General features: G+C 56.7%; 21 protein-coding genes. 10 read left to right on the top strand and 11 right to left on the bottom strand.

The window, feature by feature from the left end; translation table 11 throughout:
- The first annotated feature begins 30 nt into the window (after positions 1-30).
- The 5 genes from CLH62_RS03105 to CLH62_RS03085 all read left to right on the top strand — a co-directional run bounded on the left by CLH62_RS03105 (position 31) and on the right by CLH62_RS03085 (position 6,766).
- Positions 31-810, top strand: a complete 780-nt coding sequence (locus CLH62_RS03105; RefSeq protein WP_099616673.1) for an AraC family transcriptional regulator — start codon at positions 31-33, stop codon at positions 808-810.
- 304 nt (positions 811-1,114) lie between these two features.
- A complete protein-coding gene (putP, locus tag CLH62_RS03100; protein ID WP_099616672.1) occupies positions 1,115-2,605 on the top strand; it encodes a sodium/proline symporter PutP in 1,491 nt (496 codons plus the stop codon).
- A 245-nt stretch (positions 2,606-2,850) separates the two neighbouring features.
- Positions 2,851-3,858 carry a TAXI family TRAP transporter solute-binding subunit gene (locus tag CLH62_RS03095; protein ID WP_099616671.1) on the top strand — a complete coding sequence of 336 codons (1,008 nt, stop codon included), beginning with the start codon at positions 2,851-2,853 and terminating at the stop codon, positions 3,856-3,858.
- A gap of 32 nt (positions 3,859-3,890) precedes the next feature.
- A complete protein-coding gene (locus CLH62_RS03090; protein WP_228152758.1) occupies positions 3,891-6,023 on the top strand; it encodes a TRAP transporter permease in 2,133 nt (710 codons plus the stop codon).
- Positions 6,020-6,766 carry a sulfite exporter TauE/SafE family protein gene (locus tag CLH62_RS03085; RefSeq protein ID WP_099616669.1) on the top strand — a complete coding sequence of 249 codons (747 nt, stop codon included), beginning with the start codon at positions 6,020-6,022 and terminating at the stop codon, positions 6,764-6,766. Before CLH62_RS03090 ends, CLH62_RS03085 begins: the two co-directional genes overlap by 4 nt.
- A gap of 76 nt (positions 6,767-6,842) precedes the next feature.
- Here CLH62_RS03085 and CLH62_RS03080 read toward each other — a convergent pair whose 3' ends face one another.
- The 10 genes from CLH62_RS03080 to hpaH all read right to left on the bottom strand — a co-directional run bounded on the left by CLH62_RS03080 (position 6,843) and on the right by hpaH (position 17,425).
- Entirely contained in the window at positions 6,843-8,744 is a 1,902-nt protein-coding gene (locus tag CLH62_RS03080) for an FAD-binding monooxygenase (protein WP_099616668.1), read from the bottom strand.
- Between the two features lie 59 nt (positions 8,745-8,803).
- A complete protein-coding gene (hpaD, locus tag CLH62_RS03075) occupies positions 8,804-9,730 on the bottom strand; it encodes a 3,4-dihydroxyphenylacetate 2,3-dioxygenase (protein ID WP_099616667.1) in 927 nt (308 codons plus the stop codon).
- Between the two features lie 144 nt (positions 9,731-9,874).
- Positions 9,875-11,107, bottom strand: a complete 1,233-nt coding sequence (locus tag CLH62_RS03070) for a multidrug effflux MFS transporter (protein WP_099616666.1) — start codon at positions 11,105-11,107, stop codon at positions 9,875-9,877.
- Between the two features lie 133 nt (positions 11,108-11,240).
- A complete protein-coding gene (gene hpaR / locus CLH62_RS03065; protein WP_099616665.1) occupies positions 11,241-11,663 on the bottom strand; it encodes a homoprotocatechuate degradation operon regulator HpaR in 423 nt (140 codons plus the stop codon).
- A gap of 94 nt (positions 11,664-11,757) precedes the next feature.
- Positions 11,758-12,666, bottom strand: a complete 909-nt coding sequence (gene hpaA / locus CLH62_RS03060) for a 4-hydroxyphenylacetate catabolism regulatory protein HpaA (RefSeq protein WP_099616664.1) — start codon at positions 12,664-12,666, stop codon at positions 11,758-11,760.
- Between the two features lie 83 nt (positions 12,667-12,749).
- A complete protein-coding gene (gene hpaE / locus CLH62_RS03055; RefSeq protein WP_099616663.1) occupies positions 12,750-14,285 on the bottom strand; it encodes a 5-carboxymethyl-2-hydroxymuconate semialdehyde dehydrogenase in 1,536 nt (511 codons plus the stop codon).
- 18 nt (positions 14,286-14,303) lie between these two features.
- Entirely contained in the window at positions 14,304-15,086 is a 783-nt protein-coding gene (locus CLH62_RS03050; protein ID WP_099616662.1) for a fumarylacetoacetate hydrolase family protein, read from the bottom strand.
- A gap of 3 nt (positions 15,087-15,089) precedes the next feature.
- The gene (locus tag CLH62_RS03045; RefSeq protein WP_099616661.1) at positions 15,090-15,758 is read right to left on the bottom strand and encodes a fumarylacetoacetate hydrolase family protein; all 669 of its coding nucleotides are present in this window, start codon (positions 15,756-15,758) and stop codon (positions 15,090-15,092) included.
- Positions 15,759-15,790: 32 nt separating this feature from the next.
- Positions 15,791-16,597, bottom strand: coding sequence for a 4-hydroxy-2-oxoheptanedioate aldolase (gene hpaI, locus CLH62_RS03040; RefSeq protein ID WP_099616660.1), 807 nt, complete (start codon positions 16,595-16,597; stop codon positions 15,791-15,793).
- Between the two features lie 24 nt (positions 16,598-16,621).
- Entirely contained in the window at positions 16,622-17,425 is an 804-nt protein-coding gene (gene hpaH / locus CLH62_RS03035) for a 2-oxo-hept-4-ene-1,7-dioate hydratase (protein ID WP_099616659.1), read from the bottom strand.
- A 302-nt stretch (positions 17,426-17,727) separates the two neighbouring features.
- On the opposite strand from hpaH, the gene CLH62_RS03030 reads away from it, so the two are divergent.
- The 5 genes from CLH62_RS03030 to CLH62_RS03010 all read left to right on the top strand — a co-directional run bounded on the left by CLH62_RS03030 (position 17,728) and on the right by CLH62_RS03010 (position 21,685).
- Positions 17,728-18,114, top strand: coding sequence for a 5-carboxymethyl-2-hydroxymuconate Delta-isomerase (locus CLH62_RS03030; protein WP_099616658.1), 387 nt, complete (start codon positions 17,728-17,730; stop codon positions 18,112-18,114).
- 122 nt (positions 18,115-18,236) lie between these two features.
- A complete protein-coding gene (locus tag CLH62_RS03025) occupies positions 18,237-19,274 on the top strand; it encodes a TRAP transporter substrate-binding protein (protein WP_099616657.1) in 1,038 nt (345 codons plus the stop codon).
- Between the two features lie 4 nt (positions 19,275-19,278).
- Entirely contained in the window at positions 19,279-19,794 is a 516-nt protein-coding gene (locus CLH62_RS03020) for a TRAP transporter small permease (RefSeq protein ID WP_099616656.1), read from the top strand.
- Between the two features lie 23 nt (positions 19,795-19,817).
- A complete protein-coding gene (locus CLH62_RS03015) occupies positions 19,818-21,146 on the top strand; it encodes a TRAP transporter large permease (RefSeq protein WP_099616655.1) in 1,329 nt (442 codons plus the stop codon).
- Between the two features lie 44 nt (positions 21,147-21,190).
- Positions 21,191-21,685: a universal stress protein gene (locus CLH62_RS03010; protein WP_099616654.1), complete on the top strand. Its 495-nt coding sequence runs from the start codon at positions 21,191-21,193 to the stop codon at positions 21,683-21,685.
- Positions 21,686-21,778: 93 nt separating this feature from the next.
- Here CLH62_RS03010 and CLH62_RS03005 read toward each other — a convergent pair whose 3' ends face one another.
- On the bottom strand, positions 21,779-24,373 hold the full coding sequence (locus CLH62_RS03005; RefSeq protein ID WP_099617606.1) for a bifunctional aconitate hydratase 2/2-methylisocitrate dehydratase: 2,595 nt from the start codon (positions 24,371-24,373) through the stop codon (positions 21,779-21,781).
- Between the last annotated feature and the right edge of the window lie 219 nt (positions 24,374-24,592).

The raw sequence follows: 24,592 nt of genomic DNA, 5'->3' as shown, positions 1-24,592 counted from the left end.
CACATTCTCAATTAAAAGTCGGCAGTTTTAATGCTCAATTCGAAACTTCTGAAACTTCCAATAGCCGCTCATCAGCACAAACATGAACATCATCAGATCGTTGTCGGGGTGCGGGGAGAAGCTGAACTGAGCGTTGATGGCAACGGGTCCCTTCTCGACACATGGAAGGCGTATTTCGTTCCAACTGAAGCCAGACATGATTATTGCGGTGATGTTAAAAATCATGTTCTGGTCATTAATCTTGACCCGCTGACTCCGGCCATCAATACACCGGCCCATGCTGATTATGAGCGGATGATGCGGGTGTTCGAAAAGCCACGAACCCTGCAGATGGATAGCCGTCTACAGGGGCTGGTCCAGTTCGCCGCTGGCGAGTTTGATCGCGCACCAAGCAACATCACTCTTCAGCAGCATCTGGCTGCAAGTATTCTTTACTGTATGGCTGACCGTATCAGTGACCGGCATGCCAAATTCCCAAATCGTTACAGCATCAGTCCTGAAGCCGTTCGACGTTATATCCTCAAAAACCTCCACCGGAAGATCACGGTTGAAGACATGGCCGGTGAAGCCTGTCTGAGTGTCAGCCGATTCCATGAGGTCTTCAGGGAAGTGGCTGGCATTACACCTCACCAGTTCCTGTTACGGACCCGGCTTGATCAGGCAGCTGAATTGCTTGCGTCCACCTCTCTCTCGGTGTCCGAAATCAGTTATCGAACTGGCTTTTCATCCCAGAGCGCACTGACCAATGCGCTGCGAAAGTATAAGGGTACGACACCTTCCCGATTGCAACTCCGTGAGGACGTGGCCTGATATCGTCCGTGTTTAGAGCAGTACCGTAGGATTCTGTAAAAGAATCGTAGGATTTTGTAAGCCTGAGGTCCGTAGTAATACTAACTTACAGCGGCTGGAGGCCCGCCTGGCGCAATTGCTCAATACAGCTGTCGCAAACCCTGGATGGTTAACTATATTCATGGGGTGCCTTCTCAGTGTTTTGCCTTGTTCTAATCAGGATGGGATTCGGGTTTACAAGAAGAACGGTACAGCATGCTGGCGTTCGGTCGGCTCTGTGCATCGCGGGCGGATCTAATCCGACTCATTAAACCGGAGGAGCCTTATGGCTATTGGTGTCTGGATAAGTCTATTTCTCTATTTTGCGCTCATGATCGCCATCGGCGTTTATGCGATGCGCAGAGCTACGTCTTCATCCGAAGATTACATGTTGGGTGGGCGAGCACTCAGTCCAAAGGTGGCCGCGCTTTCGGCCGGCGCTTCGGACATGAGTGGTTGGTTGCTTCTGGGGTTGCCCGGGGCGCTGTTTGCATCGGGCCTGGGTTCGGCCTGGATTGGTATCGGCCTACTGGTAGGGGCGTTCTTTAACTGGACCCTGGTGGCGCCACGTCTTCGCGAACAGACAGTTCACTACGGCAACGCGATTACCATTCCGTCTTTTCTGGCTAACCGGTTTCCGACACAGGCGCTTTCCCTGCGCACGGTGTCAGCAATCGTTATCGTTATCTTCTTCGCGGTTTACACAGCGTCCGGTCTGGTTGCTGGCGGCAAGCTGTTCGAAAGCGCGTTTGCCGGAATCTTCAACTTCGGTGGGTTGAGCGACTACGCAGTGGGTATCGTCATCACACTGGGTGTTGTATTGGCTTACACCGTTGTTGGTGGTTTCCTTGCCGTGAGCATGACGGATTTTGTACAGGGTTGCATCATGATGCTGGCGCTGGTGATTATGCCCGCGGTTGTGCTCTTTGGCGAAGGCGGCGGCGGTTACTCCCAGGCAGCACAGACTCTGAATGAAGTCGATCCCACGCTACTGTCGTGGACGGAAGGCCTGACCTTTATTGGCTGGCTGTCTGCGGTCACCTGGGGTCTGGGTTATTTCGGCCAGCCCCACATCATTGTGCGCTTTATGGCAATCCGTACCCTGAAAGATGTGCCTATTGCTCGTAACATTGGTATGGGCTGGATGACTATTTCCCTGATTGGCGCAATCTCTCTGGGTGTGTTCGGCCGGGCTTACGCAATTCGCAATGGACTGGATGTTGAAGATCCGGAAACCATCTTTATCATTCTGTCGAATCTGCTGTTCCATCCACTGATCACTGGTTTTCTCTATGCGGCCTTGCTTGCTGCGGTCATGAGCACCATCTCCAGTCAGCTGCTGGTGTCTTCATCGTCACTGACCGAAGACTTCTATCGCCTGTTCCTGCGCAAGGAGGCGAATGACAAGGAATGCGTATTTGTTGGCCGGATCTGCGTTGTACTGGTTGGCCTGGTTGCTGCGGTTATTGCTTCCGATCCGAACTCACAGGTTCTGGCGCTGGTCAGTAACGCCTGGGCAGGCTTTGGCGCGGCGTTTGGGCCGTTGATTATCCTGTCGCTTATGTGGCCGCGCACCAACGGTGCGGGCGCCATCGCAGGCATGGTTATCGGTGCTGCTACCGTTATCATCTGGATTTCACTGGGCTGGAATGGAGAGTTCATGGGTGGTCCGGGCGTGTACGAGATCATTCCTGGCTTCATCGCTTCCATGATTGCCATCCTGGTGGTGAGCACTGTGACTGCCGATGCTGGCGAATATCAGCACATCACCCGTTAAAAAAAGGCGCATCGCGCCGGAAGAAGGAACAGAGCTCCAGGAGGGGCTCTGTCACTGCCAACAAACCCTCGCCCCGGGCGGGGGATTGTTGCGTTTGGAGCCTGGATTTTTGAGCGCAGCAGGTGGCGACTCATACCAAGGTCTAGAGTTGGCCTCGTGAACTGGTAGAGATCCTTCCAAACCGCTACTTTAATAGGGTTACATCTCAGTTGCGGACGATAATAATGACGAAAGGACAAAGGGTTATGATCAAGAACCGATTTCTGAAATCCACCGCGGGCGTGCTGGCAGCCGCCATCTTTTCCTTTTCTTCCGGGGTGCAGGCGGAAGGCAACTACGTGATGGGCACCGCGACGACCGGGGGCACCTACTACCCCGTGGGCGTTGCCCTTTCCACACTGATCAAGGTAAAGCTGGAGCCCAAGACCAATATTTCCGTTTCTGCCATCAGCTCTGCCGGTTCCGGCGAGAATCTCAAGCTGATGGACGAAGATCAGATTCAGTTTGGTATTCTTCAGGGGCTTTATGGCGCTTATGCCTGGAACGGAACCGGGCCGGTTCCCAAGGCCTACAAGAACCTCCGCTCTGTGTCCATGCTCTGGCAAAACGTTGAACACTTTGTGGTCTCCAAAGAATTGGCGGAAACCGGCACCATTGCCGATATGACCAATCTTTACGACGAAAGCTTTTCCATCGGTGCCCGGAACTCCGGCACTGAGGGGTCCGGACGCTTTATCCTGGGCAATTTGGGGGTTGATCTGGACAAGATTGATCTGGCCCATCTTGGCTACGGGCCCAGCGCAGACGCGCTTCAGAACGGCAATATCGATGGCATGAACATCCCGGCAGGTGTTCCGGCGTCCGCCGTTACCCGAGCCTATGCCAACATGGGTAGCGATATCACCACCCTGAACTTCACCGCAGAACAATTGGCCGAAGTGAACAGTGATTTCGAGCTGTGGACGCCCTATACCATCCCGGCAGGCACCTACCCCAATCAGGATGAGGCGATCGAAACGATTGCCCAGCCCAATATCCTCGCCGTGCGGGCGGATGTTTCCGAAGAGGATGTTTACCAGATCACGAAAACGATCTACGCCAACCTGCCGTTCCTGAATAATATCCATCCCGCCACCAAGGCTATGGCGCTGGAAAAGGCCATAGCCGGTTTGCCCTTGCCGCTGCATCCGGGTGCTGTCCGGTTTTATCAGGAGCAGGGGCTAACCATTCCTGATCGACTGATTGCCAAGTAACCGTGGCTGAGCGGGAAACAGGCGAACCTCCTGTGGAGGTTCGCGACGAAAGCGCCAGCGAAGCGGCTGAACGACTGAATCACCGGCTGATCGGGCCGGTGGTTTTCTGGCTCGCTATCGTTGCGGCACTGATCCATCTGTACTTCAACACCTTTTCCACCATTTCGACTTTGTGGACATCGGCGTTGCATTTTGGCCTGTTTGGTCTGATCTGTGCCCTGACCACGCCGATGTTGAGGGCCCGCTCGGCCACGGGGCAGCGAGTGGTGTTCGGGGTGGATGTGGTGCTTGGTCTGGTCGCACTGGCTTGTGCCTTCTACCTGATCATTTTTGAAGACGACCTTTACCAGCGCGGTGTCAACTTCAATACTGCGGACTGGATAGTCTCTATCGCCGCCGTGACGTTGATTCTGGAATTTGCTCGCCGGACCGTGGGTTGGTTCATCCCGCTGCTCTGTATGATTGCCCTGTCCTATGTGGCCTGGTGGGGCCAGTATATTGATGGCATCTTCAATTTCCCCGGACTGTCCTGGGAAACGGTTCTGTTCCGTTCCTATCTCGGGGGCCAGGGTATGCTTGGCTCGATCGCCCGCATTTCCTGGACCTACGTGTTCATGTTTATCCTGTTCGGTGCCTTTCTGGTCAAGTCCGGTGCAGGCGACTTTATTATCGAGCTGGCCCGCTGCGCTGCCGGCCGGTTTGTTGGTGGTCCGGGCTTCGTGGCGGTCTTCGCTTCCGGGCTGATGGGGTCGGTCTCTGGCTCCAGTGTTGCCAATACGGTGTCGACCGGTGTTATCACCATTCCCCTGATGCGCAAGGCGGGCTTTCCGGCCCGTTTTGCTGCGGGCGTTGAGGCGGCGGCATCCACCGGGGGCCAGCTGATGCCTCCTGTGATGGGAGCAGGGGCGTTTATCATGGCATCGTACACTCAGGTGTCTTACCTGACCATTATCGGTGTGGCAGCGCTGCCCGCTCTTCTGTACTTCATTTCGGTGGCCATGTTTGTCCGGATAGAGGCCAAGCGCAGTCATGCGGTGAAACTGGAAGACGACGAGGCGCCCTCCCTGAAAGAAGTCATGAAAGACGGCTGGCATTTTCTGCTGCCCCTGGTGGTTTTGATTGCCGCACTTATCTATGGCTTTACGCCCACTTACGCCGCAGGCATCGCCATTCTGTCGGTGATTGTCGCTTCACGGCTGTCCAGGCATCCGATGGGCATCAGGGACATTTTGGATGCCCTGGCTATGGGAGCCAAAAACATCACCACAACGGCGATTCTTCTGATCACCGTCGGCCTGATTGTGATGGTTGTCTCCACCACTGGCATAGGTAATACCTTCTCTCTGATGATTACCGAATGGGCCGGTGGAAGCCTGGTTATCACCATTTTTCTGGTGGCCCTGGCTTCACTGATTCTGGGTATGGGGTTGCCGGTCACAGCGGCCTATATCGTGCTGGCGACCTTGTCAGCGCCCGCAATTTACAACCTGATTGCCCAGGGTCAGTTGCTGGAACTGCTAATGAACGGCAATTTGCCGGAGCAGGCGAAAGCCATATTCATGCTGGCAGCCCCGGACCAGATGGCGCTGCTCAACGCGCCCATGGACCTGGCCACGGCCCAGCAGCTTCTGGCAGTGGTGCCGGACACTTTCAGCTCTCAGTTACTGGAGCAGGCGCTGTCTCCAGCTACCTTGTCGATGGTGTTGGTGGCAGCGCACATGATCATTTTCTGGCTGTCTCAGGATTCCAACGTGACACCGCCGGTCTGCCTGACCGCTTTCGCAGCGGCTGCGATTGCCGGAACTCCGCAGATGCGAACCGGATTTACCGCCTGGAAGCTGGCCAAAGGGCTCTACATCGTGCCGCTGCTGTTCGCCTACTCGCCGCTCATCACCGGGGATTTCACCGAAATGATCCGGGTGTTCTGCTTTGCGCTGTTTGGCATCTACGCCATTATCGCAGGCCTTGAGGGCTACCTTGAGCATCAACTTCCTCCGTTGGTTCGCCTGGTGATGTTCCCGATCGGCGCGCTCATGCTCTGGCCTCACGGGCAGATTCTGCTCGATGGTGCCGGCCTGGTCATTTTTGTAGCGGTTCTGGTCTGGAGCGCTCGTCGAGGCAGAGCTTCGCCGGCATTGGCTCAGGCTGCCCGGGTAGATTCATGACGGTCATCGATGTTCTGGCCCTGCTTGCTCTCGGTGGTCTTGCCGGATTCATCAACGTGCTGTCCGCCGGTGGGTCCATGCTGACGCTGCCGCTTCTCATGTTTCTCGGATTGCCACCGCAGGTGGCAAATGGTACCAACCGGGTCGCCATTACTCTTCAGAGCATCACAGCGGTAGGTAGCTTCCATCGGATGGGACATGGCAACCTGGTGGTCAGTGTGCATCTGGCGGTGCCGGCGGTGGTGGGCTCACTGCTGGGGGCGTGGGTGGCGACCTGGGTAGCCGACGCGGTATTCGAGTTCGTGCTTGTGGTCGCCATGATAGGCGCGTCTATCTTCATGTTACTGCCCCAACCGAAACTGGACACCCGTCCGCTGACGCCGGACCGGCTTGGCCCTGTGATCTACTTGGCCATGTTTCTGATCGGTGTGTACGGCGGCTTCATCCAGGTCGGTGTTGGTGCACTGTTCCTGGTGGTTCTTTACAGGATGCTGCGGATTGATCTGCGCCAGGTAAACGTCTTCAAGGTCGCGATTGTGCTGCTCTATACCTTGCCGGCCCTGATGATTTTTGCGATCAGTGATCAAGTTCGATGGGGCATGGGGCTGACGCTGGCCCTTGGCAATATTACCGGTGCTTTCATCGCGGTGCGGGTCAATCTGAGCGAAAAGGGTGCGCAGTGGGTCAAGTGGATCACCCTGGTGATGGTGGCGGCTATTCTGGTCCGGCTTATCGCTTACTAGTTTACAGCCCGGCCCGGTGAAGCTGGGCCAAACTGGCCCAGCTTCACCGTTTTGCTATACCATCCAATGCCTATCATCACCGGGAACGGCGGTGCAGGGCCCCGTCAAAGAAACTGGCAAGCTCATCAACGTCACTCAATGAGAGCACCTGCGAAACATAATGGTCAGGTCGAACGACGATAACGGCCCCGTCTCTGTCGATACCGCGCGTTTCGAAGATGTTGACCTCCGGGTCGATGGAGTAGACTTTTTCATAGTCGGTTACTTGGAAGGGCCCCACCTTTGGCGCGAAAATGGCGGGGATTTTCGGGCCGAATTCGACCTCGCCATGGGGTTGTTGGTAGATCACCTTAACGTCGAAGAGGCTGTCCAGATCCGAGCCCTCGGGGGTGTACTTCACAACCGGCGAGTCGGGTGAGCTGAGCAGCCACTCCGCCCAAGCGGACAAACGTGAGTCCTCCCCTGGGCGGGCGCTATCGGCGAAGGCGTAGATCCGCCAACGACCGTCGGCGGCGGCATGGTGACCCAGGTGGACATCATTGCCATCACAAACCCGAATTACCCGCTCCGATTTGAATCGCTTGCCAACTGGGAAGCCGGTGGCCAGGTTCTGGTGTTCTGTGGTGCCGGTGATCATCGACTCCATGTACTCGGTCATGAAGCCAGCCGGAAACTCCGCGGTTTTCACGTAAAAATCCGCCAGTTCTTTCGGATCCTCGAACTCCTCGGCGGGCTTGGCCATCAGGGTTGACCATTCCCGATCGAAGTCGATCAGGTTCTGCGCGACAACCTGTCGTTCATTCGAATAGGTACTGAGCAGAGATTCGGGCGCGATGCCGGAGAGCACGTGGCCCAGCTTCCAGGCGATGTTCCAACCGTCCTGCATGGATACGTTCATGCCCTGACCGGCTTTGGCGCTATGGGTGTGGCAGGCGTCACCGGTGATAAACACCCGGGGAGCCCGGGAGTCTTCTTCGCCGGGGGGCACGTCATCGAATTTGTCGGTCACCCGGTGGCCAACCTCGTAGACGGCGTACCAGGCGCAGTTCTTCACCTCCAGGGTATAGGGGTGCAAGATCTGGTTGGCCTTCTTGATGGTGGTCTCCAGGGTGGTCTGGCGGATTTGGTGGTTGTCATCCTCGGGGACATCGCCGAGGTCGACGTACATCCGGAACAGGTGGCCGCCTTCGCGGGGAATGAGCAGAATACTGCCCCCGCTTGAGGACTGAATGGCACACTTGGTACGGATGTCCGGGAAGTCGGTGGTGGCCAGCACATCCATCACCCCCCAGGCATGGTTGGAGACCGCGCCTATGTGCTTCCGGCCAATCGATTCACGAACACGACTGTGAGCGCCATCGCAGCCGATGACGTATTTGGCTTTCACGGTGCATTCCTGGCCTTCTTTGTCGCCCGCGGTATGACGCAGTGTGACTTCGACCGGATAGTTCTCGCCGTCGTGAATCTTCAGGCCCACGAATTCCAGACCATAGTCCGGAGTCAGCCGGGCAGGGGCGTTTTTGGCAAACTCGGCGAAGTAATCAAGGACCCTGGCCTGGTTGACGATCAGATGGGGAAACTCGCTGATTTTACCGCCGGGGTCATCCAACGCCACCGAGGAGCGGGCAATGTGCGCCGGGTTATCGGCGTCCGGGGCCCAGAACGCCATCTCGGTAATGCGGTAGGCCTCCTCGGTGATTCTTCCAGCAAAACCGAATGCTTGGAATGTCTCGACACTGCGGGCCTGGATGCCGTCGGCCTGGCCAATTTCCAAGCGTCCGGAGCGCCGTTCGACGATCCGTGTGGTGATGTTCGGGAACTTTGCCAACTGAGCGGCGGCAATCATGCCGGCAGGCCCGCTGCCGACGATGAGAACATCCACAAAATCCGGTAGCGTCTCGGGGCGATCAATGCCCGTGCCGGATGCCTCCTCGATTCTTGGGTCGCTGGATACGTAGCCGTGATGGTGAAACTGCATTGTTACTTCTCCTTTTTGTTTTCTGGATCCGGCCGGCTAATACTGAGACCGGTTTACCGTCAGATCCGGCTTGAACCGGGAATAAAAGACTCGGTGACTGAGGCCTGCGGAGCAGGAACCTTGTCGCCGCTGACCTGAGATACTGGGAATACGGCGTTGATCTGGCCAGTCCCTGAGCTGCCGAAGTAAGGTGTCAGTACTTCCGCTTTCTGGTCATACTCCGACCAGCCCAGTGCGCCCAGCAGCATGGCGGTGTCATGCATAAAGCCTTCACCGTGACCTTTAACGGCGTATTCGGGCAGCATTTCGCAGAAGTCTTGCCACTCGCCGTTTTCCCACATCCGAACCACTTCGTGATCCATGCGTTCGAGAAACGGAGACCAGGTTCTGGTGGCGAATTTCGGTGCCTGACCGTTCTGGGCAAAGCGATGGGAGAGCGAGCCGCTTGCAAAGATCGCCACGGTGCCATCGTAGTGCTCTTCGATCGCCTTGCGCATTGCCCAGCCCAGACGCGCGCTGTCATTCAGGTAGTGCGCGGTACACATTGCGGAGACCGAGATTACCTTGAAGTGGCGGTCTTCGTTCATGTAGCGCATCGGTACCAGCGTGCCGTACTCAGGGTCGAGGGTTGTCTTGTCATGCGCCAGTGTTTCCACGCCTTGAGTATTGCATTCCGCGGCCAGAATTTTGCCAAGCTCAGGGTTCCCGTCATATTCGAACTTCATATTGGAAATGAAGTGAGGGAGTTCACCACTGGTATAATTACCTTTGAAGTGGGCGCCACAATTGATGTGGTAGTTGGCGTTCACCAGCCAGTGGGTATCGAATACGACAATGGTGTCCACGCCCAGCTCACGGCAGCGGCGGCCGATCTCGATATGACCGTCAATGGCCGCCTGGCGAAAGCCCTTCTGCGGACCGTCCAGCTCGGATAGATACATGGATGGTACATGCGTGATTTTAGCGGCAAGCGCGAGTTTTCCCATGACAGTTTCCTTTTGTTGTTGAAAGCTTCGGGTGCATCGGGTTACACAGTGTCATTCTGTTGATATTGAGTGGCAGCGCTTGGTTCCAGCTTCTGTAACTCAATTATTCTCGGCTCCTCTGTAACAGGAAATGCAGTATTCACCTTAAAAATTGCATTTTTCGGTTTTTCCTACCTCAAGCTCTGCTTCCGGGCTGCGCTGGCGACTTATCGCGTAATAGTGGGCACCGAGAGCAGCCACAGGTGCCAGGAAGATGCAAGCGGCAATCGGTAGCACGCCTTCGCCCAGCAGCAACGGCATCAGCTGGGCAATCACGGCGCCCGCCAACAGTTGGATGAACCCCATCAGTCCAGAGGCGGTGGCTGCGGATGTTGGCGAACAGCTGATCGCAGCGGACTGGGCATTGGGTTGGCTCAATCCGCGGCCGAAAGTTACCAGCGCCATCGGAAGAAACAGCGTGGCATAGGTCAGAGTATTACCAAGCGTGAAGCCCAGCAGTGTCAGGGCGCCGGTCAGCGAGAGCACATTACCTAACCACAGCACCTGATCGATACTGGCGTGCGTGGCCAACCGGGTCGACAAGAAACTGCCTGCCATAAATGCCAGCGAAACTGACAGGAACCAGGTGCCAAACAGCGCGGAGTTCCCACCGAGGCCGTCGACGATATAGGGTGCGGTGCCAACGAACATATAGAATGCCGCGGCGATGCAGGTGGTGGAGAGTGCATAACCAATATACCCCCCCGAGTTGAAGACACTGGCGTAACGCTGGATGACCGGCCCCAACCGCAGACTTTCGCTTCTCACACGGCAGGTTTCCGGCAACTGTAGCGTGGCGACAAGTAGCGCGACGCCGCCCATGCCCAGGGAAACATAGAAAATGGAATTCCATCCCGCCCAGAGGTTCAGAAAGCCGCCGACCGCCGGGGCGATTGTCTGGGCAGAGGCAATTGCCATAACGACATAACCCATGCGGGCGGAGGCTCCCTCGCGACCATAGATGTCGATGATAATCGTGCGTGCCATTACCATAGCGGCACTGCCACCGAGTGCTTGCAGTACGCGGCCGGCGATCAGGAGCGTTACATCGGGTGCAAGTGCAGCCAGCAGGCTCCCGAGTGTGTGGAAGACCAGTCCCCCGAGCAGGATCGGGCGACGGCCGAAGTGGTCGGCCAGTGGGCCGGACAATAACTGGCCGAACGCAAGCGTGAACAGGTAAGCCGTAAAGGTCAGCTGAATCACGCTCACGTCGGTCTGCAGCGCCCGGGCCGCGTCCGGCATGGCTGGCACGAACAGGTTGAGTGCCAGAGGACTCGCCATTGCAATCAGCGTCATCAGGGCGATGGACGGTGTACGCACCGGGTTATCAGCAATCATTTTCGACACTGTCTCAGAGGGCGAACGTGTCCGGCCGCCCTAATTTAGTTAACATATTAAATAATAATTTAGTTAATATATTATCTAATGTCAACGCCTTCAGGTCTGGAGATCGGTGGCGGAGGAAGGGCCTTCAGGGCTTCACATCACAGAACTTGATCAGCAGCTCCTCCAGCGCTTTCATGTCTTCGTGCGAGAAACGCTCGGTCATTTCCTGGTAGCGTGCCTCAAGGCGAGGACTCATACTCGCGAACATTTTCTTGGCCTTGTCGGTCAGGCTGATCAGAGTTCGGCGCTGATCCTCCGTTGACTTTCGGCGTTTTATGTAACCCAGCTGTTCAAGCCGGTTGATGATTCCGGTGAGGCTCGGGCTGAGAATGCAGCACAGTTCCGCCAGCTGCTTCGATTCCAGTTCCTCGAATTCATTAAGCGCTCGGATGACACGCCACTGCTGTTCGGTAAGGGGGATTTCCTGGAGCAGGGGACGGAAAAAGCCCATGGCAGCCTCGCGGGCCTTGAGTAGCCGGAGGGGAAGCGAATCATCAAACTTGCGCATGAAATAGGTAACCTTAGTCGTCCGGTCTCAGGGAATTCGGCTAGTCGTTGCCAAAAGGAGTAATAGGCTATTTTATTAATGTGTTAAGGAATGTCTAGTATCCCGTCTGCTTGCGGAATTGCTGGGTGGTCATCCCGGTGTGCTTCTTGAAGAAGCGTGAGAAGTAGGCAGGATCGGAGAAGCCAAGCTGGTAGCAGATCTCGTTGCTGGAAAAATTGCTGAAGATGAGCAGCCGCTTGCTTTCCTGAATCACTCTGTCGTGAATCAGCTTCTTCGGGGGCCTGTTGGCAATCCGCTGACAGGTCTGATTCAACCGGCTTTCTGAAATCGCCATTTCCGCGGTGTAGCGGGGCAGATGCCACTGCTGCTGGTAGTGTTCCTCAATCATTTCGGTGAATCGATGGAACAGTCGCAGGTCCTCATTATTGACGGTTCTGCTGGCCGACCGTTTGAAAGAGAGCCTGGCCAGGTTGACCAGTAACAGCCGCACCAGGCTCATCAGCGCCAGGTCCTTTGCTGCCTGATTCCCGGACCATTCCAGCTGGATATCTTCCAGGATGCGGGCGAGCCGCCTCCACAGGGCTTTCTGTTCGTCAGGAAGCCGGTCATGCTCCAGACAGATTGCTTGAGTGAGGCTGGTATTGATTTCGCGACTGGCATTGTCTTGCATCAGTTGCCATACCAGGGACTGATGAATCGTCAGAACGTGCCCGCGGGCGCCGGGATCGGTGCGGAACGAATGGGGAGTGGACGCCGGCGTAAAGAAACAGCTGGGCCCAATGACTTCATAGACTTTGTGGTCAATAAGAAAATCGATCGTGCCATGATCGACATAGTGGATCTGAACATATTGGGCGTGGCGGTGCACCGGCATGTCGCGGCCATAGAAAGCGGCCAGGTTTTCCAGCACATCATAATGAATAGGCGCATCAAGATAGCGCCTGTCGTAGTCCTGTCCCAGGATGATGTTGGGAATCCATTCGGTATCATTGGCGTCGCTCATGGGGCGAATATAGCAAAAGCTTTACGGAACCAGAGCCCCGTGCATCGACACGGGGTTCTGTTGGTTTGGCCAGGGCTCCGCACTCAGCCCTTGCCAAGCTGCGGCACATGGTGAGTGCCGTGCGCGATGCAGACGTTCTTGGTTTCCATGTAGAAGTCGAAGCTCCAGTCGCCGCCGTCACGGCCGATACCGGACATCTTGGTGCCCCCGAACGGAGACGGCAGGTTGCGGTTGTTCTCGGAGTTCACCCAAAGCATGCCAGCTTCGACGTGTCGGGCCATGCGCATGGCCCGACCGGTGTTTTCGGTCCAGATGTAGCCGGACAGACCGTATTCCGTATCGTTGGCGATCGCGATAGCTTCTTCTTCGGTATCAAAGGTAATCGTGGTCAGTACCGGTCCAAAAATCTCTTCCTGCGCGATGCGCATCCTGCTGTTTGCGTCGGTGAACAGAGTCGGCTCCAGGTAGTTGCCGGCCGGGTCCAGATCGCCGTTCGCCTCGGTGATGCGCTTGCCGCCGACGGCGATGTTGGCGCCATCTTCTCTAGCGATATCGAAATAGCTCAGGACTTTGTCGTAGTGTTCTTTGTGTACCAGTGGGCCGACTTCGGTGTTCGGGTCCAGCGGGTGACCGACCTTCAGGTTGCGAACCCGCTGCTCCAGTGCGGCCATGAACTTGTCACGAATGCCACTCTGGATCAGCAAACGGCTGGACGAGGTACAGCGCTGGCCGTTGAGGCTATAGATCATGAACACAACTGCGTCCAGCGCTCGATCGAAGTGGGCGTCGTCAAACACGATGACCGGGTTCTTTCCTCCCAGTTCGAAATGCATGCGCTTGAGGGTGTCGGCACCCTGACGCATAACATGGGAGCCAGTGGCGGACTCTCCTACCAGGGCCACGGCCTTGATTGCCGGGTGTTCGGTCATTCGCTTGCCAACGCTCTCGCCGAAGCCGTTGACCATGTTCCAGACTCCCTTCGGCAGAATTTCATCGGCGATCTCTGCCAGGATGTAGGCACTCAGGGGCGTCAACTCGGCCGGCTTGTGGACAACGGTACAGCCTGCCGCCAGGGCCGGAGCGATCTTCCAGGTAGACAGCATGAACGGTGTGTTCCAGGGCGTGATGATGCCCACCGGGCCAATCGCGTTGCGTACGGTAAAGTTAGTGTGTTCCTGCTGCTGGAGGGCGAGGCCGTCCTGGGCTTCCGGCGCCTTGTCAGCGAAGAATCGGAAGTTGGCAGCACCGCGTTCGGCTGCCTTTTTCATGAAACGGATCGCCTGGCCGCAGTCCATGGATTCGACCAGGGCGATTTCGTCGGCACGCTCTACAAGTCGGTCGGCGAATTTGTTCAGGAGCCGCTTGCGTTCGGCGCCCGGTGTGGCAGCCCAGGCTTCAAACGCATCCTCGGCAGCCTTGCAGGCGGCATTCATGTCGTCGGTTGAGCCGGCCATGATCTTGCCGATGGGGCTGTTGTCGGTCGGCGTGATGTTATCGTACTCATTGCCGCCATTGCCCAGAGTGAACTCACCGTTGATATAGTGACCGGTAGTGTTGTTCCTGAAGCGCTCCAGGTAGCGCTGGGCACGTTCCAGGTTGGTCGCTTGCGTATCGCTCATAATGGTTCTCCTGAAGGCTCAGTATTTGTCGCCGTAGTACTCTTTCTCGGAGACGATGCGTGTCTCGAGCGAGCAGATATCTTCGATGGTGCAGACCACGGTGTCTCCGGGCTGCATGTCGACCATACCGTGCGGGGTGCCGGTGGCGATCATGTCACCCGGGTTCAGGGTCATGATCTTGCTCAGGTATTCCACCAGAAAGGGAATGTCGAAGATCATGTCCCTCGTTGAGCCGTCCTGAGTGATCTTGCCGTTGACTTCGGTAGTCAGGCGCAGGTTGTTGACGTCTGCGACGTCATCGCGGTCGACAATCCACGGCCCCATCGGTAACAGGGAGTCCCGGCTCTTTACCCGCAGGTTCGGGCGGTAGTAGTTCTCCAGATAGTCTCGGATTGCGAAGTCGTTGCACACGGTATAGCCAGCTACATAGTCCATCGCATCTTCACGCTTGATGTTCTTGCCTCTTTTGCCGATCACCGCCACCAGCTCACATTCGTAATGCTGGAACTCAATGTTGTCGGGACGGTAGCTGACCTGTTTGTGCCCGGTCAGGGTATTGGCGTGCTTGATGAATACCAGTGGTTCCTTGGGCGGCTCGAACGCCAGCTCGGTGGCGTGATCGGCGTAGTTCAGGCCCAGCGCGAAGATGGTCCCCGGTTCCTTTACCGGCGGCAGCCAGGTGATGTCGGCAGAATCCAGAGCCACGTTCAGCTCCTGGCCGTCGGTGGTAGTAATGCGATCGCTGGCGTCAATGTCGATATCGAGCTCGCGGCCCTCAAAAATGATGCGTGCATGCCTCATGGCTCAGGCACCTCCCAGTGTGTTGGTCAGGGTGCCGACACCCTCGATGGTTGCTTCTACCCTGTCTCCCTTGGCGACCGGAACACGCTCACCGGCAAAGCCGACGGCGATGACCTCTCCCGGTTGCAGAGTCATAATCCAGGAAATCTTGCTGATCAGCTCGGCAACGCTGCGTTGCATGTTCGCCAAAGGGAACACGTTTTTCCGTTCGCCGTTGACGAAAACGGTGACTGTGAGGGCATCCGGATTGTCGATGGTGTCGGCCGGGACGATCTCCGGGCCGACCGGCGCGGAAGTGTCCAGACATTTGCCTTTGATGTCGGGGCGGAAGTAGCTTTCCTCCGGCAGGGAAAAATCGCAGACGATGGTGTAGCCACGGACATATTCGAGTGCTTCTGCCTGGCTGACGCGGCAGGTTTCTTGTCCAATGACCACGCCCAGGCTGGCGCCAACGGCCATGGCTGGGGCGTCGTTGCCGTCAAAATCTTTTGCCCATTCCACCTCGGCGCCATCAACATTCCAGGTATTGCGCGGCTTGTAATACAGCACCGGCTGGGTCGGCGGTTTCTTGTAGGGCGCTTCATTGAAGGTGCCCTCCAGAGCCGCCAGCTGCGACTTGTCATTCAGTGCGACGCAGACCAGTTTGCTGCTGACCAGGGTGTTTGCTGTCATGAGTAACCTTTTCCTGTTACGGCCGTCGTTGATCAATAGCCGGCCTGAGGTTTGTCGTCTTTAACTGGCGCACCCTGTTTGAAGCGTTGCGCCAGCTTGCGGGTTTCGGTGGCCAGAATCATGGTATCGACGCCAACGCCAACGAAATCTGCGCCTTGTTGGGTGTAGCTTTCCGCCAGGGATGGGTCGAGACAGAGCAGGCCGGCATATTTACCGGCAGCACGTATCGTCTTGAGGCCCTTGTTGATGGTATCAATGACCACCGGGTTGCCGGCGTCGCCAACATAGCCCATGGATGCGGAAAGATCGGACGGCCCGATGAAAACCCCGTCCACGCCCTCAACCGCCAGGATCTCATCGAGGTTGTCCATGGCGCTGGCGGTTTCCACCTGGACAATCAGGCAGATCTCGTCATTGGCCTTCTTCACGTAGCCAGGCACCTGATTCCAGCGCGCCGCTCGAGCCAGCGAGGTGCCAAGACCGCGAATGCCATCCGGTGGGTAGCGAACCGCCTGCACCAGCCGCTTCGCCTGTTCCGCGTCCTCTACCATGGGGACCAGCAGCGTCTGTACTCCGATATCCAGCAGCTGTTTGATGAGTGCCGTATTGCCCTCGACACAACGCACGATCGGGGCAACATCGTAGGGGGCGATTGCCTGCAGGTGAGACAGGATCGTGCGCAGGTCGAACGGGGCATGTTCGCCGTCGATGAGTAGCCAATCAAAGCCGGCTACTGCGGCAATTTCGGCTGCGCTGTTATCCGGCAGCCCCAGCCAGAGCCCATATTGGGTTTCACCTGCGGCCAACCCCTGCTTGAAACGGTTCTTGGGCAGTTCCATGCTCGTGTCCTCGGTGCGGTCTGTTTAATCGAAGTTCAGGGTCACGCCACCCAGAGAACCGAAATCGGCATGTACGGTATCGCCCGCCTTGACCGGCACCGGCCGGGTGAAGGAGCCGGACAGAATGACCTGACCCGGTTCGAGGCCAACGCCGTGCGGCGCAAAGCGCTTGCAAACCCACGTGATGCCCTTGAGCGGATTGCCCAGAACGCCGCCAGCGAGCCCGGTTTCTTCGATCTGGCCGTTAAGGTACAGCATGCAGCCGGCCCAGCGCAGGTCAATGTCCATTGGCTTGATGGGGCGGCCCCCCATAACGATGCCAGCGTTGGCGGCATTGTCGGAGATGGTGTCGTAGACTTTGCGTGTGTAGCCGGTTTCGGGATCGGTACGCAGGCAGCGGGCCGCGATCAGCTCGAGTGACGGGATGATGTAGTCGGTTGCGTTGATCACATCGAAAATCGTGACGTTATCGCCGAACAGTGGCTTTTTCAGAACAAAGGCCAGTTCGACCTCTATGCGAGGATCTAGAAAGTCTGATGCCTTGATGGTGGCGCCATCCTCGAGCAGCATGTCATCAAGGAGTACGCCATAGTCCGGTTCATCGATATTCGACGACATCTGCATGGCACGGGAGGTCAGGCCAATCTTGTAGCCGATTACTCCGCGGCCTTCGGCCACCTTGCGATCCACCCAAGCCTTCTGGATGGCATAGGCATCCTCCATGGTCATATCCGGGTGGTCGAGTGTCAGGGCCGGGATCTGTTTGCGGCTGGTCTCGGCCTCGTACAGGCGGTCGGCAGCCGTTTCGATCTGATCTTTCGTCAACATGCTTGCAATGCACCTTTTTGTTGTCGGGTGGATGACCGGCGGTGGTCTGTCGCGGGCTGCAGTCGCTCAAGTCCGGAACGAGCGCTGGGCCCTGTCGATAATCCTGTTATTTTAGTTAACATATTAAGTAAGTCAAGGGTCCGATTTGGACTGTTGAATGCTCATTCCCCCGACGAATTTCATTTCCGGGAGCGAGTTGACAAAACTTAATATGTTAATTAGATTCTGGGTAGTTCCGGTGTCGCAAACGTTGCCGGGAACGTCCAATAACAACGATGAACCTAATATCCGGGACTCATCCTATGCCTCATTTCATCGTCGAGTATTCAGGTAATCTCCACGACCGACTGGAATTCCAGTCGCTGTTCTCACGTTTACACGAATACATGGTCTCCACCGGGGCTTTCCCCATTGGTGGCGTTCGTAGTCGCGCTATCCGTTGTGACGATTTCCGGGTCGCGGATGGTAGAGAAGATTTCTCCTTCCTCAACCTGACTCTGAAGATAGGCCATGGCCGGGACATGGCGCTGAAAAAGGAAGTCGCCGAGAGGGTTTTCGACATTCTCTGCGACTGGATGAAGCCAGTCACTGATGCCAGCTATTGCCAGATTTCATTCGAGATGACGGAGCTGGACCCTGTTCTCAAATTCAACAAGAACAACATTCATCCACTGTTCAAAAATAACTGACGGGAGTGTGATACGGGGTAGGCGCTGCAAATGTGTAGTGGCAGCGCCAGAAAAATCCGCGGGTTTTCCCAGGCCGCGGCAACGCAAGTAATAACTACAAAACAATCAGGAGATAGGCCGTTATGACAAAAACAAAGCACTTTACCAAAGCCGCCATCCTTTCATTGGGGTTGGCAATATCCGGCAGCGCTTTCGCCGCCACGACCTTACACGTTGGGACCTGGCTGCCGCCGACCAACCCACAGAATGCCGTGGTCTGGCCGACTTGGGCCAAATGGGTCGAAGAGGCAACGGAAGGACGGGTTAAGGTTGAAATCGAAAGCGATCTGGGCCACCCGAAAACCATGTTTACACTGGTAGAGGACGGTGTCGTCGACGCGGGATTCAGTTACCACGGTTACGTTCCGGGCCGTTTCCAATTGCCTCAGATTGTGGAGCTGCCGGGCCTGGGTGTGGGGGCCGAGGCAGCGTCTGTGGCACTCTGGCGGGTGTATAATGAATATTTCATGGACACCGGCGAGTTTGAAGGCCTGACCCTCCTGGGCATGTTTACCCATGGTCCGGGCTATATCCATTCCATTGAGCCAATTACCTCCTTCGACCAGATAAAGGGCAAGAAGATTCGTATTGGTGGTGGCGTCCAGACCGAGCTTGGCAAGCGAATGGACGTGACTGCGGTTTCAGCGCCTGCCCCAAAAGTCTATGAAATGATGCAGCAGGGGGTGATTGATGGTGCCTTCCTCCCCATGGGTGAGCAGAAAACGCTGCGTCTGAAGGAAGTGGCGCCCAACGTCACCATGCTCCCCGGAGGCATGTATCTCGGCAGTTTTTCCATGTTCATCAGCCCATACTTCCTGGAAAAACTGGACCCCAAGGATCGCGAGGCGATCATGAACGTCTCGGGTGAAAAACTCTCCGCCCTGGCGGGACGCGCCTGGGATGGCATTGATGACGCGGGCCTGAAGGCCGCGCAGGAAGCCGGCGTCAACATCATCCGGGTTAAGGAAGGGGATAAGATGGCGCAGGACTTCCAGAAGCTGATTCAGGGCATGGACGAACAGTGGATCCAGAGTGTGTCTGATCGTGCTCCGAAGGCCCGACAGGCACTCAAAGAGCTGCGGACCATTGCCCGAGAGTATGAGAGTGAGCACCAGGAGTAACCACATGTCTCTCGCTACATGGGTTAACAGGCATTATGGCGAGAAGGGGCCAGCCAAGTGGCTGGTCTTTCTTCTGGAGGCTGTAGCAGCGTCAGTTCTCTTCCTGCTTATGTTGACTACCTGCCTGGACGTGGCCGGTCGCTATCTCTTCAACAGCCCCGTTCCCGGGGCCACTGAGCTCACCCGGCTCGGCCTTGCCCTGATGGTATTCGCGGCGATGCCGGTTATCACTTATCGGGGTGGGCATATCGTGGTGGATCTGCTTGATAATGTGCTGGGACAAAAGGTGTTGAAGGTTCTCGGACTGGTTTCGGCCCTGATTATTTCCTCTTCGATGTATTTCCTTGGGGTACGGATCTTTGAGCTTGGCGAGAGATCGATCCGGCGTGGTGTTGTGACGGAATTTCTCGGCATGCCCAGTGGTTATATCGTCCAGTACATCGCCATAATGAGTTGGCTGACCGCCGCCGCCATGATAACGCTCGGCGTTTATCGCACCCTGTTCACTCCTGAAAAATAAACCAATCAGTTACGGAAAATTCTATGACCGTCGTGCTGACCGGCTTTGCCGTTCTCCTTTTCATGATCTTGGTTCTGAGGGTGCCGATTGCCTTTGCCATGGGTCTGGTCGGTTTCTTTGGCTTCGCTTTTCTGATGGGGCTGGACCTGAACAACTTCATGGATTTCCGCTGGCGGGGCGCCCTGTCGATGGCGTCGAACCGGGTGATTGATACGGTCCAGAATTATGGCCTGTCGGTAATTCCGTTGTTCGTGCTGATGGGTAACCTGGTGACCCGTTCGGGCCTGGCCCAGGAGCTTTACCATGTTTCCAATGCTTTTCTCGGCCATCGCAAGGGCGGATTGTCCATGGCAACGGTCGTAGCCTGTGGTGGTTTCTCGGCGATCTGTGGCTCCAGTCTGGCAACCTCCGCAACCATGGGCAAGGTGGCCATGCCACCGATGCGCAAATACGGTTATGCCGATTCTTTGGCCACCGCCTCTATCGCTGCTGGCGGAACTCTGGGTATCCTGATACCGCCGAGCGTTATTCTGATAATTTACGGTCTGCTGACCGAGTCCTCTATCCGTGAACTGTTCGCCGCCGGTTTCATTCCGGGCATCCTCGGCATGCTAATGTATATGGTCGCGGTGCGTTATGTGGTTTGGCGTGATCCCAGCGCCGGCCCCGCGGGTGAGAAAGCCGAATGGCCGGAACGTTTGCGCGCGCTGAAAGGCGTTTGGGGTGTATTGCTGTTGTTCACCGTCGTCATGGGCGGTATCTATCTGGGTGTCTTCACGCCGACGGAAGCTGCGGGCATTGGTGCCGGTGGCGCTTTTCTGATTGCCCTCGCCCGGCGCAGCCTTACTTGGTCCACACTCTTCGAAACACTGGCGGATACAGCGCGTACTTCTGCGATGCTGTTTGCCGTGGTGATTGGAGCGCTGATTTTCTCGGACTTTATTAACCGGGCCGGGCTGCCGGGTATGTTGCTGGAGTTCGTGACTGCGCTGGATGTGGCCCCGATTGTCGTGATTCTGGCAATTTTGGGTATCTACATTGTGCTTGGGATGGTGTTTGAAAGTCTGTCGATGATCCTGTTGACAGTGCCGGTATTCTATCCACTTGTAGAGAGTATGGGCTTCGATCTGGTGTGGTTCGGCATAGTTGTCGTTGTCGTGACTGAGATCAGTCTGATCACGCCACCCGTGGGTATGAACGTCTTTGTGCTCAGTGCAGTATTGAGAGATGTCAAAACGGGCACTATCTTCAAGGGTGTTACACCATTCTGGTGTGCCGATATTGTGCGTTTGGCGCTGATTGTGTTTATTGCTCAGATTGCACTGTTTTTGCCGGAGCTGCTGTACGGCTAAGCAGTACAGCCTTGCCTGCCCCGGGTGGATAGAGGAGAAGAACAATGTTTCATGATGTTAAAAAGATTTTATATGTCTCCGATCTTGATCAAGGTTCACGTCCGGCATTCCGTGCAGCGGTCAGCCTGTGTGGTCACTACTCCGGCGCTCAGATCACTTATCTGCACGTGATTGAGTCCCTGTCGGGTACCGCACGCAGTTTGCTGAGTAACATGATGGAGGAAAAAGAGCTCGACGACATGCTGCATAAAGGCGTTGAAGCGCTGAGCGTCAAGATTCGCGAGCGGATAGAGCGCTTCTGCGAGGAAGAGCTGGAAGAGCACGAAGTGTTGGGCCTGAAGAACATTGAGGCGCGCATCGAGGTAGGCACACCCTGGCGTAAAATCCTAGAAGTCGGCGACGAGATGAATGCCGATGTGATCGTTATGGGAACCCGCAAACACAGCGCGCTAGGGCAGGCACTGATCGGCTCTACCGCGACCAAGACGCTGACCCACTCCAAGCGTCCGGTGCTGATCGTGCCGCTGATGGGGGGGTGACGCTGGCCGTTGGTAATGCCACGAGAGCCGACAAAAAAACGCCAGCCCGGAGGCTGGCGTTTTTCGTGGAGCTGAACCGAAAAAAGTCAGTGCTTAGGCAACGTTCGCCTCGGCGGCCTTCTTGGTGTAGTTCTCCATCTGGTCGAAGTTGAGGTACTTGTAGATCTCTTTCGACATGCTGTTCAGGTCCTTGGCGTACTCCATGTACTCCTCGGCGGAGGGGAGTTTGCCAAGCACCGCGCCAACCGCTGCCAGTTCCGCTGAGGTCAGGTACACGTTGGCACCATCACCCAGTCGGTTCGGGAAGTTACGGGTGGAGGTGGACAGCACCGTGCTCTTGGCCGCCACACGTGCCTGGTTGCCCATGCACAGGGAGCAGCCTGGCATTTCGGTGCGAACACCGGCGGTGCCGTAGATGTTGAAGTAACCTTCTTCCATCAGCTGGGCCTGGTCCATCTTGGTGGGCGGTGACATCCACAGACGGGTCTTCAGGGGCTCCTTGTTCTGTGCCAGCAGCTTGCCAGCGGCACGGAAGTGACCGATGTTGGTCATGCAGGAACCGATGAAGACTTCGTCTACCTTGTCACCAGCCACTTCGGACAGGGTGCGGGCATCGTCCGGATCGTTCGGGCAGCACACGATCGGTTCTTTGATCTCGGCGAGATCGATTTCCACCACGTGGGCATATTCCGCGTCCTTGTCGGCACGCATCAGCTTCGGATCGGCAATCCACTCTTCCATCTGCTGGGCGCGACGCTCCAGAGTACGCGGATCGCCGTAGCCTTCGGCAATCATCCAGCGCAACATGGTGATGTTGGAGCGCAGGTACTCGGCTACAGACTCTTCAGACAGGTTGATGGTACAACCGGCTGCAGAGCGCTCGGCGGAAGCGTCAGACAGTTCGAACGCCTGCTCAACGGTCAGCTGCTCAAGTCCTTCGATCTCCAGGATACGGCCGGAGAATTCGTTGATCTTGCCTTTCTTCTCAACGGTCAGAAGGCCTTGCTTGATGCCGTACAGCGGGATGGCGTGCACCAGATCACGCAGGGTGATACCCGGCTGCATTTCGCCCTTGAAGCGGACCAGTACAGATTCCGGCATGTCCAGCGGCATAACACCGGTCGCCGCGGCAAATGCAACCAGGCCGGAACCGGCCGGGAACGAAATGCCCATCGGGAAACGGGTATGGGAATCACCGCCAGTTCCAACAGTGTCCGGCAGCAGCATGCGGTTCAGCCAGGAGTGGATGATGCCGTCGCCCGGGCGCAGGGAAACACCGCCACGGTTGCGAATGAAGTCCGGCATGGTGTGCTGCATTTCAACGTCTACCGGCTTCGGGTAGGCTGCGGTGTGACAGAAGGACTGCATCACCAGGTCGGCCTGGAAGCCCAGACATGCCAGATCTTTCAGTTCGTCACGGGTCATCGGACCGGTGGTGTCCTGGGAGCCGACGGTGGTCATGTGAGGCTCGCAGTAGGTACCCGGGCGAACGCCCTTGCCTTCGTCCAGGCCACAGGCCTTGCCGACCATCTTCTGGCCGAGGGTGAAGCCCTTGGTGCCGGCTTCCGGGTCGTTCGGCAGACGGAACAGGTCGGTGGCACCCATGCTCAGCGCTGTACGGGCCTTGGCGGTCAGGCCACGACCGATGATCAGCGGGATACGGCCGCCGGCCTGAACTTCGTCCAGGATCACATCAGACTTGAACTTGAACTCGGAGATGGTTTCGCCGGCTTCGTTCAGGATCTTGCCTTCGTACGGGCGGATCTCAATGACGTCGCCCATGTTCATGTCGTCAACCGGGGCCTCGAATACCAGAGCGCCAGCGTCTTCCATGGTGTTGAAGAAAATCGGGGCGACCTTGTTACCGATACAGACACCGCCGGCACGCTTGTTCGGCACGCCAGGGATGTCGTCACCGAAGAACCACAGAACGGAGTTGGTGGCAGACTTCCGTGAAGAACCGGTACCGACAACGTCACCCACAAAGGCAACTGGCAGGCCCTTGGCTTTGATTTCGTCGATCTGGCCCATGGGACCAGTGACGCCGGGCTCTTCCGGCTTCAGGCCGTCGCGTTCCATTTTATAGGCAGCGCGGGCATGCAGCGGGATATCCGGCCGGGACCAGGCATCCGGAGCCGGAGACAGGTCGTCGGTGTTGGTTTCGCCGGTAACCTTGAAAACCACCATCTTGGTACTTTCGGGAACCTTTTTCCTGTTGGTGAACCACTCGGCATTGGCCCAGGATTCAACCACGGACTTGGCGACGGCGTTGCCAGCGTCCATCTTTTCTTTAACGTCGTTGAACGCGTCAAACATCAGCAGCGTGTGCTTTAGTTCTTTGCCGGCCAGCTCGGCCAGTTCGCTGTCGTCCAGAAGATCAACCAGAGTGGCGATGTTGTAGCCACCCTGCATCATGCCCAGCAGCTGGACAGCCTTCTTTTTGTCGATCAGCGGAGAAGTGGCTTCGCCTTTAACGATTGCGGTCAGGAACGCAGCTTTTACATAAGCGGCTTCGTCCACGCCCGGCGGAACGCGGTTTTCCAGCAGGTCAACCAGGGTTGCTTCTTCACCGGCCGGCGGGTTCTTCAGCAGCTCGATCAGACCAGCAGTCTGCTCGGGGTTCAGGGGCTTGGGCGGAATGCCCAGGGCTTCACGTTCAGCAACGTGTTCACGATAGGCTTCTAACACGATATGGACCCTCATCAGTTGGAATGTTCCGCGCTGTGGGCGTGGTGCCCGGCGGGAGTTTTGTGGCGAAAAGGCCGCAGGAGCCTCTGAATAAGGCCTCAAATCACCGATGGGGTTTCAGGATTTATTCAGAGACTCCTTGATCTGGCGCTGCATTCTATAGGAAACCCCTTATAAAGTTAAGTTGGACAGAGGTCGGAGAGATCTGTTAAGTGCGCT

Source organism: Marinobacter guineae, assembly GCF_002744735.1.
Lineage (GTDB): Bacteria > Pseudomonadota > Gammaproteobacteria > Pseudomonadales > Oleiphilaceae > Marinobacter > Marinobacter guineae.
This window is presented reverse-complemented; position numbering and strand designations above follow the sequence as displayed.